Source organism: Mycobacterium adipatum, assembly GCF_001644575.1.
GTDB classification, from domain to species: domain Bacteria; phylum Actinomycetota; class Actinomycetes; order Mycobacteriales; family Mycobacteriaceae; genus Mycobacterium; species Mycobacterium adipatum.
This window is the reverse complement of sequence record NZ_CP015596.1, coordinates 4,440,266-4,457,651: the sequence shown is the minus strand read 5'-3', so window position 1 is coordinate 4,457,651 and position 17,386 is coordinate 4,440,266. Positions and strand designations below refer to the sequence as shown.

The window sequence follows — 17,386 nt, the reverse complement described above, 5'->3', positions numbered from 1 at the left end:
TTGACACCATGACCGACACCCCGGAGCGCCTGCCCTATCTGGCCGTCGACGTCGACAACCACTACTACGAGCCGATCGACGCGTTCACCCGGCACCTGCCCAAGGAGTTCCGCAGCCGCGGCGTGCAGATGCTCAACGACGGTAAACGGATCTACGCGGTGTTCGGGGGCGTGGTCAACCACTTCATCCCGAACCCGTCCTTCGACCCGATCATCGAACCGGGCTGCCTGGATCTGCTGTTCCGCGGTGAGATCCCCGAGGGCGTCGACCCGGCCTCGCTGATGAAGGTCGACCGGCTCGCCGACCATCCCGAGTACCAGAATCGGGACGCCCGGCTCAAGGTGCTGGACCGGCAGCGCCTGGAGACCGTGTTCATGCTGCCGACCTTCGCCTGCGGCGTGGAGGAGGGCCTCAAACACGACGTCGAGGCCACCATGGCCTCGGTGCACGCATTCAACCTGTGGCTGGACGAGGACTGGGGTTTCCACCGGCCCGACGGGCGATTCGTCTCGGCGCCGATCATCTCGCTGGCCGATCCGGTGAAAGCGGTCGAGGAGGTCGAGTTCGTGCTCGGGCGCGGCGCCAAACTGGTGTGCGTGCGCCCGGCGCCGGTGCCGGGCGAGGTGCGGCCCCGCTCACTCGGCGATCCGGTGCACGACCCGGTGTGGGCGCGGCTGGCCGAGGCCGGCGTGCCGGTCGTGTTCCACCTGTCCGACTCCGGCTATATGGCGATCCCGGCGCTGTGGGGTGGCAGCGGGGTGTTCCGGGGCTTCGGCAAGCGCGATCCGCTCGACATGGTGATCATGGACGACCGGGCGATCCACGACACCATCGCCTCGATGATCGTGCACCAGGTGTTCACCCGGCACCCCACGCTCAAGGTGGCCAGCATCGAGAACGGCTCCTACTTCGTCTACCGACTGATCAAGCGGCTCAAGAAATCCGCCAACAACGCGCCCTATCACTACAAAGAGGACCCGGTCGAGCAATTGCGCAACCACCTCTGGATCGCGCCCTATTACGAAGACGACGTGAAGCTGCTGGCCGACACCATCGGGGTGGACAAGATCCTGTTCGGGTCGGATTGGCCGCACGGCGAGGGCCTGGCCGACCCGACCACCTTCACCGCCGACATCCCGCAGTTCCCCGAGTTCAGCCTGGAGGACACCCGAAAGGTGATGCGCGACAACGCACTCGAACTTCTCGGCGACGTCAACCGCGTCGCGCCGGGCGTCCGCGATCTGACCGCAACGGTCTGACGTCGGTGACCGAATGGACCATCGGCGCCGTCATCGACGCCATCGCCGACGCGGTACCGGACCGGGAGATGACGGTGTGCGGCACCCGGCGCAGCACGTTCGCCCAGGGCGCCGACCGGACCCGGCGGCTGGCCAACTTCCTGGCCCGCCATGGGCTCGGGGCGCATGTCGAACGCGACAAGCTGCACCGCTGGGAGTGCGGGCAGGACCGGGTGGCGCTGTTGATGCACAACGACCTGTACCCGGACGCGGTGATCGGCTGCCTGAAGGCCCGTACCGTGCCGGTCAACGTCAACTACCACTACGCACCGGGTGAGGTCGCTGACCTGCTGGAGTATCTGCAGCCGCGGGCGATCATCTACCACCGCTCGCTCGGCGCCACGTTCGCCGACGTGCTGAGCGCGGAACTGCTGATCTCGGTGGACGACGGCGACGGTGCCGAGATCACCGGGTCGGTGTCCTGGGATGAGGCACTGGCGCAGGGGGATGCGGACTGCGCTCCGCCCGGATCGCCGGATGACCTGTTGATGGTCTGTACCGGGGGTACCACGGGGCGACCCAAGGGCGTGCTGTGGCGACAGGGTGACATCTACGTCTCCTCGATGAACGGCGCCGACCACGAAGACGTCGGCGAGATCCACCAGAAGGTGGCCAATGCCGGGCCGCCGTGGTTCGCGGTGTCCCCGCTGATGCACGCCGCCGGGATGTGGACCGCGTTCTCCGGCCTGCTGTCCGGGCAGACCGTCGTCCTGCACGACACCAAGGCCAGCTTCGATCCGGCCACCGTGCTGGAAACCGCCGAGCGGGAGAAGATCGGGCTGATGACCATGGTCGGCGACGCCTACGCCGCGCCCCTGGTCGAGGAACTCGGCCGGCGCAGCTACGAGCTGTCCTCGATGTTCGCCATCGGCACCGGCGGGGCGGCGACCAACCCGAAACACCAACGGGCACTGCTGGAACACATCCCGCAGATCACCATCATCAACGGCTTCGGCTCCTCGGAAACCGGCAACATGGGCTTCGGGCACACCCAGCGTCAGACCGAGACCGCCGACACCTTCCAACTGCGGGCCGGCGGACTGGTGCTGGCCGAGGACTACACGCGCTTCCTGGAACCCGGGGAAGCTCAGGTCGGCTGGGCGGCACGCAACGGCCGGATCCCGCTGGGCTACTTCGACGACGCCGAGGCCACCGCCAAGACCTTCCCCGAGGTGGACGGGCAGCGCGTGGTGGTTTCCGGGGACCGAGCGGCCCTGGAATCCGATGGCACACTGCGCCTTTACGGTCGCGACTCGCTGGTGGTGAACACCGGCGGGGAGAAGGTCTTCGTCGAGGAGGTCGAGGCGGTGCTGCGTGCGCATCCCGCGGTCGCCGATGCGCTGGTGGTCGGCCGGCCCAGCGAGCGCTGGGGCGAGGAGATCATCGGGATCGTCGCCGCCCGCGCCGACGTCACCGCGGACACGCTGCGCCGGCATTGCGCCACCGACCTGGCGCGCTTCAAGATCCCCAAGGACGTGCTGTTCGTCGAACGAATCCGACGACTGGGTAATGGCAAGGCCGACTACCGGTGGGCGAAAACCTATGCGGCGCAACAACTGGAGACGACGTCATGACCCAGCGGGTGATCGACTGCCTGGCCAACGTGCACTTCGGCGAGACGGAGAACCAGCCCACCTTCATGAAGAAGGTGCGCGACGACTACTTCAAGGGCCCGAAGTCGCTGTACGACCCCATCGATCTGGGGCAGCTGCTCGACGAGATGGACACCCACGGGGTGCAGCGGGCGGTCCTGATGGACTCGCTGGCCAAACCGTCGGTCACGGCCCGCACGTTCGTCGAAGCGCATCCGGATCGGTTCTCGCTGGCGATGGGCGGGGTCAACCTGTTGCGGCCGATCCCGTCGCTGCGCGAACTGCAGGCCATCAGCAAGGACCTACCGGTGGTCTACACGGTGGTGGGCCCCAGCTTCTGGGGTGACGGGCAGTACCCGCCCAGCGATGCGGTGTACTACCCGCTCTACACCAAGTGCGCCGAACTGGAACTGCCGCTGTGCGTGAACACCGGACTGCCCGGACCGCCCATCCCCGGTGAGGTGCAGAACCCGATTCACCTGGACCGGGTGTGTGTGCGGTTCCCCGAGTTGAAGCTGTGCATGATCCACGGCGCGGACCCGTGGTGGGACATCGCGATCCGGATGCTGATCAAGTACCAGAACCTGCGCCTGATGACCTCGGCATGGTCGCCGAAACGCTTGCCGGAAAGCCTGATCCATTTCATGCGCACCCGTGGCAAGGACAAGATCATCTTCGCCTCCGACTTCCCGGTGCTGCGGATGGAACGCGTGGTGCCCGAAGCGCTGGCGCTGGATCTGCCCGCCGACGTGATGGACAACTACCTCTACACCAACGCCCACGATTTCTTCTTCGGGAAAGGCAACTGATGGACCGTCACGAGCTGCGCAGGCTGGACTACAGCCTCACCGAGGACCACAAGGATCTGCAGGCGGCGTACCGACAGTTCTTCAAGACGCACTGCGATATCGAGACGGTGCGCGCGGCCGAACCGTCCGGCTTCGACAAGAGCCTGTGGGAACGGTTGTGCGGTATGGGCGCAACCACCATGGGCCTACCCGAGGCCGTCGGCGGTGACGGCGCCACCCTGGTGGACCTGACCTTGGTCGCCGAGGAGATCGGCCGAGCGCTGGCCCCGGTGCCGTGGATCGACCATGTCGTCGCCGCCCGGCTGCTCGCCCGGTTGGGGGTGCTGGAATCCGCCGAGATCGTGGCGGGCACCCAGCTGGTGGCACTGGATCCCCAGCAGGTCGCGCCCAGCGGTGCGCGGCTGATCCCGGCCGGCTCGATCGCCGACCATATCCTCGTCCGCGACTGCTCGGGTGACGGAGCCGTCGTGCAGCTCGGTTTCTCGACCCGGCCCGCGAAGGTGGACAACATCGGCAAGCTGCCGATGGCGTGGGTGGATCCCGCGACCGCGGACTCCCGGACCGTGGTGGCCGGTGGTGCGCAGGCATTCGCCGAGTACCAACGGGCCCTGGACGAATGGCGGCTGCTCACCGCGGCGGCACTGGTCGGGCTGGTCGAGGAGACGATGACCATCGCCGCGGAGTTCGCCAAGACCCGCTACACCCTGGGGGTGCCGATCTCCACCCTGCAGGGCATCTCGCATCCGTTGGCCAATATCGCCATCACCGTGCACGGTGGGCGGGGGTTGGCTCGCCGGGCCGCGTGGTTCCTGGACAACGAACCCGACGAACGCCCCGAACTCGGGCCGTCGGCCTTCGTGTTCATGGCCGAGGAGGCGGCCAAGGCCGCCACCATGGCCGTGCACGTGCAGGGTGGGCTCGGTGTCTCGGCGGAGGCGGCGGCCACCGCCTACCTGGTCCGGGCCCGTGGCTGGGCCCTGGCCGGTGGCGACCCGGGGGCTGCCGCCGTCCGCATCGCCCAGATCGTCTCGGCTCGGGAGAGCCAGTCGGCCCCGAATGTGAAGGGATGACCATGGACTTCTCACGCGTCGAACTCTCCGACGAGGACAAGGCCTTTCAGAGCGAGCTGCGCGACCTGCTGTCCCGGGTGGTCACCGAGGACGTCATCCGCCGCGACCGGGAGACCGGGGACAACTTCGACGAAGGCGTACACCTGGCTCTCGGCGCCGCCGGTTACCTGGAACGTGAATTCACGTCCGAAGAGGATGGCGGATTCACCCGCGTGCAGCGCCGCATCTGGGCATTGGAGCGGCGCCGCGCCGAGGTGCCGTGGGTGACCTGGGGGACGACCATCATGATCGCCCGCTCGGTGGCCAAGTTCAGCACCCCCGAGGTCCGGGACGAGGTGCTGCGTGGCGTGTTCGACGGCACGGTCCGGATGTGCCTGGGCTACACCGAACCCGAGGGCGGCTCCGATGTGGCCACCTGCAAGACCCGCGCCGTGCGCGACGGTGACCAGTGGATCATCAATGGCTCCAAGATGTTCACCACCGGTGCGCACAACTGCCAGTACGTCTTCCTGATCACCAATACCGACCCGGACGCGCCGAAGCACAAGAGCCTGACCATGTTCCTGGTGCCGCTGGACACCCCGGGCATCGAGATCCAGGGCATCCGCACGGTCGACGGTGACCGCACCAATATCGTCTACTACTCCGACGTCCGCGTCGACGACAGGTACCGGATGGGGGAGGTGAACGGCGGCTGGACCGTGGTGCGCGAACCGCTCGATGCCGAACACGGCGCGGTCGCCGCGGCCGACGACGGTCTCGACGACGTCGCGATCATGTCGCATCAGGCGATGTTCATGGCCGAGGCCGCCGACAACGTCGCCGCCCTGGTGGCCGGCACGGGTTCCATCGAGGACGGGTCGGTCGCCTACCGGTTGGGACGCGCGCACGCCCGATTGGAGGTGGCGCTGTCCAGTCCGAGCATCTTCGGCCGGGTCGCCATCGCCCAGACCATGCGCGACATCTCCCCGGACCTGATGGATATCGCGGGTTCGGTTGCGGCCCTGCCGATCGGGTCCGACGGCGGGGCCGACGACCGCAGCGAATACGTGTACCGGTTCGCCCCGCTGGTCGGCATCTACGGCGGCACGCTGGAGGTGTTCCGCAACATGATCGCCCAGCACGTGCTGGGGATGGGCAAGCCGAACTACTCGCCGCCGGCCAAGAAGGTCTCGTGATGCAAGGTGAGTCCGACCTGAAATTGTTCTGCGACACCGCCCGTCAACTGCTCTCCGTCGTCGACCTGCGTGCACTGCACCAAGCGGACAGCGCCTTCGACCGGCAGTGGTGGGCGCGGGCCGCAGAGGCGGGCTGGACGGCGCTGCTGGCGCCCGAGGAGGCCGGCGGCGGCAGCATCACCGGCAGCGGAGTCGCCGACCTGGCCGCGCTGGTCACCGAACTCGGCAAGCACGCCGCACCGGGGCCACTGCTGCCGGTCAGCACCGTGATCGCGGGACTCGGCGTGTACGGCGCCCCGGAGATCGGCGCGCTGGTCGACGGTTCCCAGATCGCCACGTGGGCCTTCTCCGGGACGGTGTACCCGGCAGGGCGGCAACCGGTTTCACCGCCGTGGAATGCGACGGCGGATACACGCTGTCCGGGTCGGCCGAACGGGTGGAGGCCGCCCCGCAGGCCGAGGTGTTCCTGGTGCCGGCCGGCACTCCCGCCGGTGTCCTGCAATTCTTGGTGCCCGCGGACGCACCCGGTGTGCACGTCACCCGGGTGCGTTCCATCGACCTGGTCCGCCAGTACGGCACCGTGGACCTCGACGGGGTCACGGTCGGCGCGGCCCTGGGCGATTCCGCCCAGACCGAACGGGCCATCCACCGGCAGTGGCAGACGGCGGTACTGCTGCGCACCGTCGAGATGGTCGGCGCGCTGCGGCAGGCCTTCGACATCACCTTCGCGTGGGCGTTCGACCGGTACTCCTTCGGCCGCCCGCTGGCCTCCTATCAGGTGCTCAAACACCGCTACGCCGACCTGTTCCTGGGGCTGCAGGCCTGCGAGTCGATCGTCGACGCGGCGGTCGCGGCCGTCGCCGCGGGGTCTGACGACGCCGACGTCCTGCTGAGTGCCGCCAAATCCTTCGTCGGCGAACACGGGGTGTCCGCACTGCACGACTGCATCCAGTTGCACGGCGGTATCGGGGTCACCTGGGAGCATGATCTGCATCTGTACCTGCGCCGGGTTTCCCTGAACGCCAACACCTTCGGCACTCCGCACGACCACCAGCTGGCGCTGGCCGACCACGTCGAGAAGGAGCACGGGTGATGGATGTGCAGGAGTTCCGCGCCGCGGCCCGAGCCTGGCTGGCCGCCAACATGCCGCGCGTCGACCCGGACAACCCGCCGAACTATCAGATCGACGACACCGCGGTATGGCAGCGGTCGCGGGAACTGCAGCGCCGCATCCACGACGGCGGGTTCGCCGGGATCTGCTTCCCGGCCGAATACGGCGGCCTGGGCCTCACCCGGGAGTACCAGCGCTCGTTCGACGACGAGTCGGCCGGCTACGAACTGCCTTACCCGCTCAATGTGCCGTCGCTGGCCATCTGCTGTGCCACCCTGCTCGACGTCGGTTCCGAAGCCCAGAAGCGCGAGCACATCTCGGCCGCCCTGCGCGGTGAGGAGATCCTGTGCCAGCTGCTCTCGGAGCCCGGCGCGGGCTCGGACCTGGCCAGCGTCACCACCCGCGCCGAACTCAAGGACGGGAACTGGGTGATCAACGGCGCCAAGATCTGGTCCACGGCGGTGTTCGCGGCCGACTACGGGCTGTGCCTGACCCGCACCGACTGGACGGAGCCCAAACACCAGGGTCTGACGATGTTCCTGGTCAAGATCGACGCCCCGGGTGTGACGGTGCGGCGCATCGTGGACATCAACGGGCACGCCGAGTTCTGTGAGGTATTCCTTGACAACGTCGTGCTGTCTCCGGACGCCATGGTGGGCGAGCTCAACAACGGATGGACGGTGGCCTCCACCCAGCTCGGTCATGAACGCCGCGCCATGGGCGGCGGGTCCGAATTCGCCAGCGGCGTAGAGGAATTCCCGGACTCCAACCGCAACATCGACCTGGTGGCGCTGGCCCGTGCGCTGGGCACCACGGCGGACCCGGCCACCCGGGCGGGCATCGGCCGGCTGTATGCGCGGTGGGCGGTGCACGACACGCTGATCCCGCACGTTATGGGCAGGATGGCCACCGGTGAACTCCCGGCCGCGTCGGCCTCGCTGATCCGGTTGTTCGTCGCCGAGACCGAGCACCTGGCCAACGACGTGGCCGTCGGGCTGGCCGGGCCGGGCGTGGTGGTGGGCGGTGCACACGACTCCGCGGAGGAGCGCGCGCTGGCCCACAACCTGCTGGCCCGCCAGATCATCTCGATCGGCGGTGGCACCACCGAGATGGCCCGCAATGTGATCAGCGAGCGGGTGCTGAACATGCCCCGTGAGTTCGCCGCCGATCGCGGCGTCCCGTTCAACGAGGTGCGCAGCAACCGGTCCAGCTAGCTCGATGCGACGCACGCCTCGGCCGGCCCGGGCACGCGTCGGACGCTGGTCCGGTACTGGCCGACCACGCTGAGCACATCGATTCCCGCCCAGATGAAGTTCGACACCGCGCTGGGCCATGCGGCGGATCGTGTTGCGCAGTTATCCGCGCAGCAAGCAGGCCAGTGACCTGGCGGACTCGGTCGTCGGGCTGATCCGCGATGCGGTGCTGCAGATCGGTACCGAACCGGGCGTCTGATGCGCTCAGGGAGCGGTCAACACCGGGGGCTCGGCGGCGGCCGGATCCGGGTTGGCGATGGGCAGTCCCATGAAGCGACGGGCATTGTCGCCCATGAAATCGTAGGTGCGCCGGACGTCCATGCCCTCGGCGTATTTCCAGTACCCCCGGGGTTCGGGCAGGCCTTCGGGGTGCGGGTAGTCCGAACCGAACATGACCTTGTCCCAGCCGACGGTGTTGACGACGTCGGACACGCAACCCTCCCAGAACGGGCTGACCCAGATGTTGCGGCGGAACACATCGTGTGGATGCTCGGGGAAGTTCTGCGGCATCTTCTTCTGCAGATCCTCGAAGTCGTTGAACAGCGGGAAGATCCAGCCGCTGCCGTTCTCCACGCTGGCGATGCGCAGCTTCGGGAACCGGGTCAGGGTGCCGTGGCAGATCAGCGCGGTGATCATGTCGGCGATCTCGCGGTGGCCGAGCACCATCCAGCGGAACGCGCTCTGGGCCATGAAGTTCTGGGTGTGCGCCGGCTCCCACTTGTTGACGTAGTCGTCCAGTGGCGGGTAGCTGGCGTGCAGCACGATGGGCAGGCCGGCGGCCTCCACGTCACGCCAGAACGGGTCGAATTCCGGCAGCGCGGGGGAGCGCCAGCCGTGCAGCCCGTTCACCGGCCCCGGCTTGATCAACGCCGCCTTGGCGCCTTTGGAAAGTATGTAGTCCAGTTCCTTTTGCGCGGCGTCGACCTCGGACAGGTTGAGGATCGGGGTGGTGAACAGCCGGTCGGCGTAGTCGAAGGACCAGTGTTCGTGAATCCACTCGTTGAGGGCGTGGACGATGGCCAGCGTCAGCGCCGGATCGTCGGCGCTGGAGTGCTCCACCAGGCTGCCGAGCGTCGGATAGTTCAGCGCCTCGGTCACCCCCTGCTGGTCCAGTTCGGCGAGGCGCGCCTCGGGACTGCGGGTGGCCTCCGGGGCATCGATGGCCTTGCCCTGCATCTCACGCAGCGTGAGGCCATCAGTGTTCTCGCCGGCGAAGAACTTCTCGTGTGCACCGGGTGCGGCCACCCGCTCGAAGGTCGGGTTGGGGATGAAGTCGGTGACGCGGTTGTTGATCACCACCCGGGTCTGCCTGCCGAACTGGGCGTATTGCACGGCGCGGCCGTATTTTTCGGGCAGGAACTTGGTCAGGGCGTCGCCGGTCTCGTACATGTGCTGGTCGGCATCGAAGATCGGTGCGTCCCGAAACTGCTCGGTCATGTGGTTCTCCCTATCCGGCGAGCAGACGCGAAGGGTCGCTATTCGGGGCGATTCTGCGGACGTTCACGTCTGCTCGCGATGAAAATGTCAGAGGGTCAAGACGGTGGCACCGGCGGTGCCGGGCGCGCCGTACAGCTGTGCGAAGCCCACCCGTGGATTACCGGGGACCTGCCGGTCGCCGGCCTCGCCGCGCAGCTGGCGCACCAGCTCGTGGATCTGGCGCAGCCCGGAGGCGCCGATCGGCTCGCCGTTGGCGATCAGCCCGCCGTCGGTGTTGATCGGTAGCGAACCGCCGATCTCGGTGGCACCATCGGCCAGCAGCTTCTCCTGATCCCCGTCGGCGCAGAAACCGCACTCGGCCATGTGGATGATCTCGGCGCCGGCATCGGTGTCCTGCAGCTGCACCACATCCACGTCTTCGGGCGCGACACCGGCCTTTTCAAATGCCGCCCGCGCTGCATAGACCGTGGGCGCGACGTCCTCGACGACCGGCGCGCAGGTGGTGTTCACCTCGTACGCCCCGTAGCGGCGGGTGCGGACCTCCACGGCGCGCAGGTACACCGGCTTGGAGGTGTACTTGTGCGCCAGGTCGGCCCGGCACATCACCACCGCGGCCGCACCCTCGTCCGGTGCGCAGAACATGTACTGGGTCAGCGGGTAGTTCAGCATCGTCGAGTTGAGGATGTCGTCCTCGCTGATGGGTTTGCGCCGGAACGCATTGGGATTCAGTGCCCCGTTGCGGAAGTTCTTGTTGGCCACCTTGGCCAGCGTGCGCTGGGAGATGTTGTGCTCGTGCAGATAACGGTTGGCCTTCATGCCGAAGAACTGGGTGGTGAGGTACTGGCCGTTCTCGGCGTACCAGCTCGGCATGCCCACCAGTGCCGGGTCCTCGGTGAAGGCGCCGCGCGGGTGCTTGTCCAGACCGACGGCGATGCCGATGTCATAGTCGCCCAACCGGATACCGTCCGCGCAGGCTTTGGCGGCACTTGCGGCTGTCGCACAGGCATTGAACACGTTGGTGAACGGGATGCCGGACAGCCCCACCATGCCCACGATGGCGTCGGGGTTGGCGACCGTCCAGCTGCCGCCGGTTGCGGCGCCGATGTCCTTCCACTGGACCCCGGCGTCGGCGACCGCGGCGAAGATGGCGTCCACGCCCATCGCAAGAGCCGACTTCCCCTCGAAGCGGCCGAACGGGTGCAGGCCGACCCCGATGATGGCTACGTCATGCATGATCAGGCTCCTTTGACGGGTGCGAAGGCGAAGGTGACCAGCTCGTCGCCGTCGGCGTCGGTGGCGAACGGAATCATGGTGAGCTCGACCTGCATGCCGAACTCCAGCTTGGCCGGATCATTCTCGGTGAGCCGGCCCTCGACCCGCAGCACGTCCCCGAGCTGCACAAGGCCCACGCCGAACGGCACGAAATCCTTACCAGTGGGCCCCTTGTACGGGGGACCCGGTGGGAAACCCTGAGTGGTCCAGGCAACCAGGGTGCCGCGCCGGGGCAGATGCTGCGGGCTCATGGCGTCGCTGCTGCAGGCCGGGCAGCGACGCTGCACCGGGAACGTGGAAGCACCACACGCGCCGCATTGGGCGCCGATCAGCTTGGGCTCGGCCTCCGGCCAGGTGGAAATGCCTTCTGCCAGTGCTTTCTGCATCCAAATCTCCTCGTGGCCGATATCCGCAGATGCCAACTGTAATTCTTACAGTATCGTAGCCTGGTAACACTCGGAAGTGGAGGTTGTGGTGAGCGAAATGGTGGCCGAGGCGACGAGCGTGGAGATCGGCCGCCGCGCGGCCGGCCGCGCCGAGAGTCGAATGCTCATCGACGGCGAGCTGGTCCCCGCCGTGTCTGGCGAACAGTTCGACAATCTCAGTCCGGCAACGGGTCTGGTGCTGGGCGTCACCGCCTGCGCCGGTGTCGAGGACATGGACCGCGCCATCGGCGCGGCCCGGCGTGCCTTCGACGACTCCGACTGGTCGACCAACCGTGCGCTGCGGCGGCGGGCATTGCTGCAGTTGCAGGACGCGATCGAAGCGGAGTCAGAGGACCTGCGTGAGGAACTGATCGCGGAGGTGGGCTGCCCGGCGATGACGACGCAGAATGCGCAACTGGACTGGCCGCTGGCCGACGCGCTGCGCTACCCGGCACGGTTGATCGACGAGTTCGAATGGGAGCGGCGTCTCGACGGCGGCGGGTTGTTCGGGGATCGCAATGCGCGCACCGTGGTCAAGGAGGCCGTCGGCGTCGTCGCGGCCATCGCCCCGTCGAACTTCCCGATCGAGGTGATCCTCAACAAACTCGGCCCAGCGCTGGCGGCCGGTAACACGGTGGTGCTCAAGCCGGACCCGAACACTCCGTGGAACGCCACCCGGCTGGGGCGGCTCATCGCCGAGCGCACCGACATCCCGGCCGGGGTCGTCAACGTGGTCCCCACGCGAGACAACGAGGTGGCCGGGCGGCTGGGCACCGACCCTCGGGTGGACATGGTGTCCTTCACCGGTTCTACCGCGGTGGGCAGGCACCTCATGCGGGTGGGCGCGGACACCATGAAGCGCACCTTCCTCGAACTCGGCGGCAAGTCGGCCATGATCGTGCTCGACGACGCCAACCCGGGACACGTCATTCCCGGCGCCGTCGGGGCCTGCGTGCACGCGGGACAGGCGTGCGCGGCGAACACCCGGATGCTGGTGCACCGCAGCCTGTTCGACGAGGCGGTGGCCAATGTGACGATGGCCTTCGCGGATATTCCGGTCGGTGACCCGGCACTGCCGGGCACCCTGGTCGGCCCGCTGATCAGCGCGGCGCAGAAACAACGGGTGCTCGACGCCATCGAGCGGGCTCGGCGCGACGGCGCGGAGATCGTCGTTGGCGGCGGTGTGCCCGCCGGGCTGGCCGACCACCTGCGCGGCGGGCATTTCGTCGCCCCGACAGTCATCACCGGCGCCGCCCCGTCGTCCGCCATCGCGCAGGACGAGGTGTTCGGCCCGGTGCTGGTACTCATCCCGTTCGACGATGACGACGAGGCGGTGCGGATCGCCAACGACAGCGCCTTCGGCCTGGCCGGTGCGGTGGTGTCGAAGTCCCCGGAGCGCGCGATGGGCATCGCACGCCGGATCCGGACCGGCGCGATCGGTGTCAACGGCGGGATGTACTACGGCGCCGACGCGCCGTTCGGAGGGTTCAAGAACAGCGGTGTTGGGCGGCAGTGCGGCATCGAGGGTTTCGCGCAGTACACCGAGACCAAGACCATCGGGTGGCGGCTGCCGCGTCAGTCGTAGATAAAGAAACAGGGGCTACGAATGGGTAAGTTGGACAACAAGATCGCCGTGGTATCCGGCGCCGCGAGGGGGCAGGGACGCTCGCATGCGGTGAGTCTCGCAGCGGAGGGGGCCAGCATCATCGCGCTCGACATCTGCGCGGATCTGGAAGGAAACACCTATCCGCTCTCGCGACCTGAGGACCTCGAAGAGACCGCACTGCTGGTCGAGAAGGAGGGGGTACGCGCGCATACGGTGATTGTGGATGTGCGTGAACGTGCCGCGGTCTGGCAGGCCGTCGAAGAGGGCGTGACGGCGTTCGGTGGTGGCCTCGATATCGTCGTGGCCAATGCCGGGATCTGCGCGATGGGCAGCGGACAGACGCTGCAGTCCTGGTCGGACACCGTCGACACCGACCTGGTGGGCGTGTTCAACGTGATCCAGGCCAGCCTGCCGCATGTCAACGATGGGGCGTCGATCATCGCGACGGGTTCGCTTGCCGCGCAATTGGGTAGTGCCACCAACCAGGGTCCCGGCGGGTCGGCATACAGCTTCGCCAAGCAGATCGTGGCACGTTACGTCAACGATCTGTCCATCCAGGTGGCCAAGCGCAGCATCCGGGTCAATGCGGTGCACCCGACCAACGTCAACACCGCGATGCTGCACAACGAGGGTATGTACAAGGTGTTCCGGCCGGATCTGAAGGAGCCCACCCGCGAGGACGCCGAGGCGAGTTTCCCCGCCATGCAGGCGATGCCGGTGCCCTATATCGAGCCGGCCGACGTCTCTGCGGCCGTGGTCTTCCTGGCCAGCGACGATGCCCGGTTCATCACCGGAAGCCAACTGCGCATCGATGCCGGCGGCTACGTCAAGACGGTGCCCTGGAAGGGGTGAGGTAGCGGCCGGACGGATACGGTGTCAGTCGTGACGACCGACACCGCACCCGAATGGTCCACTGCGCAGCTCAGCGCTGCATCTCGGTGACCTTCTCCAGCGACGCCTGCCAACTGTCGCCGCCGTCGGCCTTCTCGTGCTTGCTCAGTGCCTGGATCGAAACGTCGTGGCCCTCGGCCTGTTTGCGTAGTGCGCCGACGGTGGCCTGCTCGCGCGGGATGTGTTTGAAGGGCTCGAAGTGGTACAGCCGCATCGCGTTCTCGTGGGTGATCTTATTGATCTCGTCATCGGGGACGTCATAGGTGTCGAACACGGCGTGCAGTTCCTCGGGCGCCCCGGGCCACATCGAATCCGAGTGCGGGTAGTCCATCTCCCAGCAGATGTTGTCCACCCCGATGGCGTGCCGGTTCTTCACCCCGACAGGATCGGAGATGAAACACGTCATGAAGTGCTCGCGGAAAACCTGCGAGGGCAACTTGTCCCCGAAATCCTGGTGCGTCCACGTCGAGTGCATCTCGTAGGTGCGGTCCACCCGGTCCAGGAAGTAGGGGATCCAGCCGGTGCCGCCCTCGGACAAGGCGATCTTCAGATCGGGATAGGCCTTGATGGGCGCCGACCACAGCAGATCGGCCGCGGCTTGGACGATGTTCATCGGCTGCAGGGTGATCATCACGTCCATCGGGGCGTCCGGCGCGGTGATGGCCAGCCGGCCCGAGGACCCGATGTGCACGTTCATCACCGTGTCGGTATCCACCAACGCATCCCACAGCGGCTTCCAGTACTCCAGGTCATGGAAACTCGGATAGCCCAGCGCCGAGGGGTTCTCGGTGAAGGTCAGCGAGTGCACCCCCTTCTTGGAGACCCGGCGGACCTCGTCGGCACACAGCTTCGGGTCCCAGATCGCCGGGATCGCCATCGGGATGAAACGACCCGGATGCGATCCGCACCATTCGTGAATGTGCCAGTCGTTGTAGGCCTGCACGAGCGCCAGCGAGAACTCGGTGTCCTCGGTGGCGAACAACCGGGCGGCAAACCCCGGGAAGGACGGGAAGTTCATCGTTGCCAGCACGCCGCCGGCGTTCATGTCCTTGACCCGCTCGGCGGCGTCATAACAACCCTTGCGGATCTCATCGAGACCCTGGGGTTCCAGCCCGTACTCCTCCTTGGGCCGTCCGGCCACCGCATTGAGCGCGACGTTCGGGATGACCGTGTCCCGGAACTGCCAGGTATCGGAGCCGTCCGGGTTGTGCACCAACCGCGGCGCCTCATCCACGTACTTGGCCGGCAGATGATTCTTGAACATGTCCGGCGGCTCGATGATGTGGTCATCGACGCTGATCAGAATCATGTCGTCCTTGTGCACAGCGATCCTTTCTGGAGTGGGTATGGCGAATAGGAGTGCGGGGGCTGGATATGCGCGAGCATCAGATGTCCCGGTGCGCGAGGCTTTCGGCATGAGCCAGAATGCATTCCAGTACGTACTCGAAGTTGATGTCGTCGGCGACACCCATCCGGTGCCCGCGCCCGGTCGCCTCGGCGATGTGCGGGGTGGCCGCGGCGTCGATGAGGTTGCGCTCACCGTCCTGGCGCGGGGCGATGCCGGGCATCTTGTCCTGCAGATGCTCCATGATGACGGTGCCGCGGACATGGGTCGCGATGGCCGAGTAGGTGTCGAAGGCATCCTCGGAACTCAGCCCCGCGCGGACCAGCGCGGCCACCGGCGGCTCCAGTTTCTGGATCGCACCCTGTACCGCAGCGCGCCCGTAGGATCCGCGGATCAGGATCAGGTCGCAGAGGATCGGGTTGGCCCGAAAGGTCTTTCGCATCATCCGCGCATGATGTCGTAGTGACTCGCGCCAGTTGCCTGCGTCGATGCTGGGGGCGGTGAAGTCGTAGTCGTCGAGCGCCCGGTTGGTCATCGCATCGAGCAGGTCGTCCTTGCGGCGGAAGTACCAGTAGATGCTGGTGACACCGACATCGAGATGTTTGGCCAGTTGCGGCATGCTCAGATTGTCGATGGAGACCTCGGCGGCCACCTCGAACGCGCCTGTCAGGATCTCCTCGACGCTGATCGACCCGCGTTCACGACGCTGGCGCTTGGCGGCGGGTCTGGGCATCGATGCTCCCGGGCTCAGGTGATCGGTTCGAAGGTGACCGGCACCGCGGTCGGGGACCGGAAGGGTTGGCCGACGATGTGCGGATCCTCGGCGGTGTCGAGCGCGATGTCGGTCACCCGGTCGAGCAGACATTCGATGGCCACCCGGGTCTCCATCCTCGCGAGGTGCAGGCCCAGACAGGTGTGCTCACCCGCGGCAAAGGTGATGTGCGGCACGTGTTTACGGAAGATGTTGAACTCTTCGGCCCGCTCCCAGCGGGCTTCGTCGCGGTTGGCAGATCCGATGCAGACGTCGACGACGGCACCGGCGGGGAGTGCGAGACCGCCGAGTTCGGTGTCCACACTGGCCGAGCGCTGCACCGTGGTCAGCGGCGTCTCGTAGCGCAGCCCCTCCTCGATGGCCGGCCCGATGAGTTCGCGGTCGGCCTGTACGGCAGCGAACTGATCCGGGTGGGTCAACAGCAGGTAGAGCAGATTGCTCGAGGACCGGAAGGTGGTCTCCAGCCCGGCCGGCAACAGCAGCCGCAGGAACGAGTAGATCTCCTCGTCGGTGAGCTTCTCCCCGTCGACCTCGGCGGTCACCAGGTCGCCGATGATGTCGTCGGTCGGGTTCGAGCGGCGCAGGTCGATCTGCGCGGTGAAGTAGTCCTTCAGGGCCGCCGAGGCCTCGAAGGCCCGCTGATACTTCACGTGGTAGCTGATGAGTTCGACCGCACGCTGACGGAACCAGGGCAGGTCCGCTTCGGGTAGGCCCAACAGCTTGGAGATCACCCGGGTGGGGAATTCGAAGGTGAAATCCCTTACCAGGTCGGCCCGGCCGGACTCGATGAACTCGTCGATCAGCTGCTCGCAGATGGGCCGGACGATCTCGGGTTCCCAGGCCTTGAGCGACTTCGCTTTGAACGCCGTGGTGACCAGGTTGCGGTGGGCTCGGTGCAACTGGCCTTCCATGGCCAGGATCGAGGGGCCGATGAACAGGCCGATGGTGGCGTCGTAGATCTTGGAGTTGAACGACTTGCTGTCCCGGAAGACCGTGTTGACCGCATCGAAGGAGACTGCGGCGTACTGGTGTTCGGGCCGGAACTCGTCGGGGGTCTTGGACCAGTCCATGACGCTGCCCTCGAAGACGCCGTGCCGGGCGCGGTGCGCGGCGAACAGCGGATAGGGGTCGTGCAACAGATTGAAGGACTCGCCCAGGTCGAACTCCGGGACCACACCGTCGGCTGTCTGGCTTCCCACGTGCTGCCCCCGCTTTCCAACTGTCTCATACGACGTTGTCGAGATAATACGGTAAAGCTTACAGTAAAACGTCCCGTCTGACTGATTCAATGCCTCAGCCTGGTTCGATGTGCCGCTGTCGCCAAGAC

15 protein-coding genes and 1 pseudogene are annotated in these 17,386 nt (G+C 66.8%); 10 read left to right on the top strand and 6 right to left on the bottom strand.

Annotated features, from left to right (window positions below; genetic code table 11):
* The first annotated feature begins 8 nt into the window (after nt 1-8).
* The 8 genes and pseudogenes from A7U43_RS21175 (at nt 9) to A7U43_RS21145 (ending at nt 8,272) form a co-directional block, all read left to right on the top strand.
* Nucleotides 9-1,259, top strand: a complete 1,251-nt coding sequence (locus A7U43_RS21175; protein WP_067999120.1) for an amidohydrolase family protein — start codon at nt 9-11, stop codon at nt 1,257-1,259.
* A 5-nt stretch (nt 1,260-1,264) separates the two neighbouring features.
* The gene (locus A7U43_RS21170; protein WP_067999119.1) at nt 1,265-2,872 is read left to right on the top strand and encodes an acyl-CoA synthetase; all 1,608 of its coding nucleotides are present in this window, start codon (nt 1,265-1,267) and stop codon (nt 2,870-2,872) included.
* Entirely contained in the window at nt 2,869-3,699 is an 831-nt protein-coding gene (locus A7U43_RS21165) for an amidohydrolase family protein (RefSeq protein WP_067999117.1), read from the top strand. Before A7U43_RS21170 ends, A7U43_RS21165 begins: the two co-directional genes overlap by 4 nt.
* Nucleotides 3,699-4,769 (top strand): acyl-CoA dehydrogenase family protein, encoded by a 1,071-nt coding sequence (locus tag A7U43_RS21160; RefSeq protein ID WP_067999115.1) that lies wholly within the window; start codon nt 3,699-3,701, stop codon nt 4,767-4,769. Before A7U43_RS21165 ends, A7U43_RS21160 begins: the two co-directional genes overlap by 1 nt.
* Before the next feature lie 2 nt (nt 4,770-4,771).
* Nucleotides 4,772-5,947: an acyl-CoA dehydrogenase family protein gene (locus A7U43_RS21155; protein WP_067999114.1), complete on the top strand. Its 1,176-nt coding sequence runs from the start codon at nt 4,772-4,774 to the stop codon at nt 5,945-5,947.
* A pseudogene (locus A7U43_RS30680) lies at nt 5,947-6,177 on the top strand (acyl-CoA dehydrogenase family protein); the annotation flags it as partial. The gene A7U43_RS21155 and the pseudogene A7U43_RS30680, both read left to right, overlap by 1 nt.
* A gap of 107 nt (nt 6,178-6,284) precedes the next feature.
* The gene (locus A7U43_RS21150) at nt 6,285-7,040 is read left to right on the top strand and encodes an acyl-CoA dehydrogenase family protein (RefSeq protein WP_156525979.1); all 756 of its coding nucleotides are present in this window, start codon (nt 6,285-6,287) and stop codon (nt 7,038-7,040) included.
* Nucleotides 7,040-8,272 (top strand): acyl-CoA dehydrogenase family protein, encoded by a 1,233-nt coding sequence (locus A7U43_RS21145; RefSeq protein ID WP_067999112.1) that lies wholly within the window; start codon nt 7,040-7,042, stop codon nt 8,270-8,272. Before A7U43_RS21150 ends, A7U43_RS21145 begins: the two co-directional genes overlap by 1 nt.
* A 243-nt stretch (nt 8,273-8,515) precedes the next feature.
* On the opposite strand, the gene A7U43_RS21140 is transcribed toward A7U43_RS21145, so the two are convergent.
* The 3 genes from A7U43_RS21140 to A7U43_RS21130 form a co-directional block, all read right to left on the bottom strand.
* On the bottom strand, nt 8,516-9,748 hold the full coding sequence (locus A7U43_RS21140) for an amidohydrolase family protein (RefSeq protein ID WP_067999110.1): 1,233 nt from the start codon (nt 9,746-9,748) through the stop codon (nt 8,516-8,518).
* 87 nt (nt 9,749-9,835) lie between these two features.
* A complete protein-coding gene (locus A7U43_RS21135) occupies nt 9,836-10,981 on the bottom strand; it encodes a thiolase family protein (RefSeq protein WP_067999108.1) in 1,146 nt (381 codons plus the stop codon).
* Nucleotides 10,982-10,983: 2 nt separating this feature from the next.
* The gene (locus A7U43_RS21130; RefSeq protein ID WP_067999106.1) at nt 10,984-11,406 is read right to left on the bottom strand and encodes a Zn-ribbon domain-containing OB-fold protein; all 423 of its coding nucleotides are present in this window, start codon (nt 11,404-11,406) and stop codon (nt 10,984-10,986) included.
* 97 nt (nt 11,407-11,503) lie between these two features.
* On the opposite strand from A7U43_RS21130, the gene A7U43_RS21125 reads away from it, so the two are divergent.
* Together A7U43_RS21125 and A7U43_RS21120 are read left to right on the top strand one after the other, a co-directional pair.
* A complete protein-coding gene (locus A7U43_RS21125; protein WP_231963713.1) occupies nt 11,504-13,030 on the top strand; it encodes an aldehyde dehydrogenase family protein in 1,527 nt (508 codons plus the stop codon).
* Nucleotides 13,031-13,051: 21 nt separating this feature from the next.
* Nucleotides 13,052-13,903: a mycofactocin-coupled SDR family oxidoreductase gene (locus A7U43_RS21120; protein ID WP_067999104.1), complete on the top strand. Its 852-nt coding sequence runs from the start codon at nt 13,052-13,054 to the stop codon at nt 13,901-13,903.
* A gap of 70 nt (nt 13,904-13,973) precedes the next feature.
* Here A7U43_RS21120 and A7U43_RS21115 read toward each other — a convergent pair whose 3' ends face one another.
* The 3 genes from A7U43_RS21115 to A7U43_RS21105 form a co-directional block, all read right to left on the bottom strand.
* Complete coding sequence (locus A7U43_RS21115) at nt 13,974-15,266, bottom strand: amidohydrolase family protein (RefSeq protein WP_067999102.1); 1,293 nt, start codon at nt 15,264-15,266, stop codon at nt 13,974-13,976.
* A gap of 61 nt (nt 15,267-15,327) precedes the next feature.
* Nucleotides 15,328-16,020 (bottom strand): TetR/AcrR family transcriptional regulator, encoded by a 693-nt coding sequence (locus A7U43_RS21110; RefSeq protein ID WP_067999100.1) that lies wholly within the window; start codon nt 16,018-16,020, stop codon nt 15,328-15,330.
* Between the two features lie 14 nt (nt 16,021-16,034).
* Complete coding sequence (locus A7U43_RS21105; protein WP_068003316.1) at nt 16,035-17,234, bottom strand: cytochrome P450; 1,200 nt, start codon at nt 17,232-17,234, stop codon at nt 16,035-16,037.
* Nucleotides 17,235-17,386: the final 152 nt, after the last annotated feature.

Excerpts from the sequence above, each read along its gene's own strand:
- A7U43_RS21175 (WP_067999120.1), top strand. The coding sequence starts at position 9 with ATGACCGACACCCCGGAGCGCCTGCCCTATCTGGCCGTCGACGTCGAC.
- A7U43_RS21165 (WP_067999117.1), top strand. The coding sequence starts at position 2,869 with ATGACCCAGCGGGTGATCGACTGCCTGGCCAACGTGCACTTCGGCGAG.
- A7U43_RS21160 (WP_067999115.1), top strand. The coding sequence starts at position 3,699 with ATGGACCGTCACGAGCTGCGCAGGCTGGACTACAGCCTCACCGAGGAC.
- A7U43_RS21155 (WP_067999114.1), top strand. The coding sequence starts at position 4,772 with ATGGACTTCTCACGCGTCGAACTCTCCGACGAGGACAAGGCCTTTCAG.
- A7U43_RS21145 (WP_067999112.1), top strand. The coding sequence starts at position 7,040 with ATGGATGTGCAGGAGTTCCGCGCCGCGGCCCGAGCCTGGCTGGCCGCC.
- A7U43_RS21140 (WP_067999110.1), bottom strand. The coding sequence starts at position 9,748 with ATGACCGAGCAGTTTCGGGACGCACCGATCTTCGATGCCGACCAGCAC.
- A7U43_RS21135 (WP_067999108.1), bottom strand. The coding sequence starts at position 10,981 with ATGCATGACGTAGCCATCATCGGGGTCGGCCTGCACCCGTTCGGCCGC.
- A7U43_RS21130 (WP_067999106.1), bottom strand. The coding sequence starts at position 11,406 with ATGCAGAAAGCACTGGCAGAAGGCATTTCCACCTGGCCGGAGGCCGAG.
- A7U43_RS21125 (WP_231963713.1), top strand. The coding sequence starts at position 11,504 with ATGGTGGCCGAGGCGACGAGCGTGGAGATCGGCCGCCGCGCGGCCGGC.
- A7U43_RS21120 (WP_067999104.1), top strand. The coding sequence starts at position 13,052 with ATGGGTAAGTTGGACAACAAGATCGCCGTGGTATCCGGCGCCGCGAGG.
- A7U43_RS21110 (WP_067999100.1), bottom strand. The coding sequence starts at position 16,020 with ATGCCCAGACCCGCCGCCAAGCGCCAGCGTCGTGAACGCGGGTCGATC.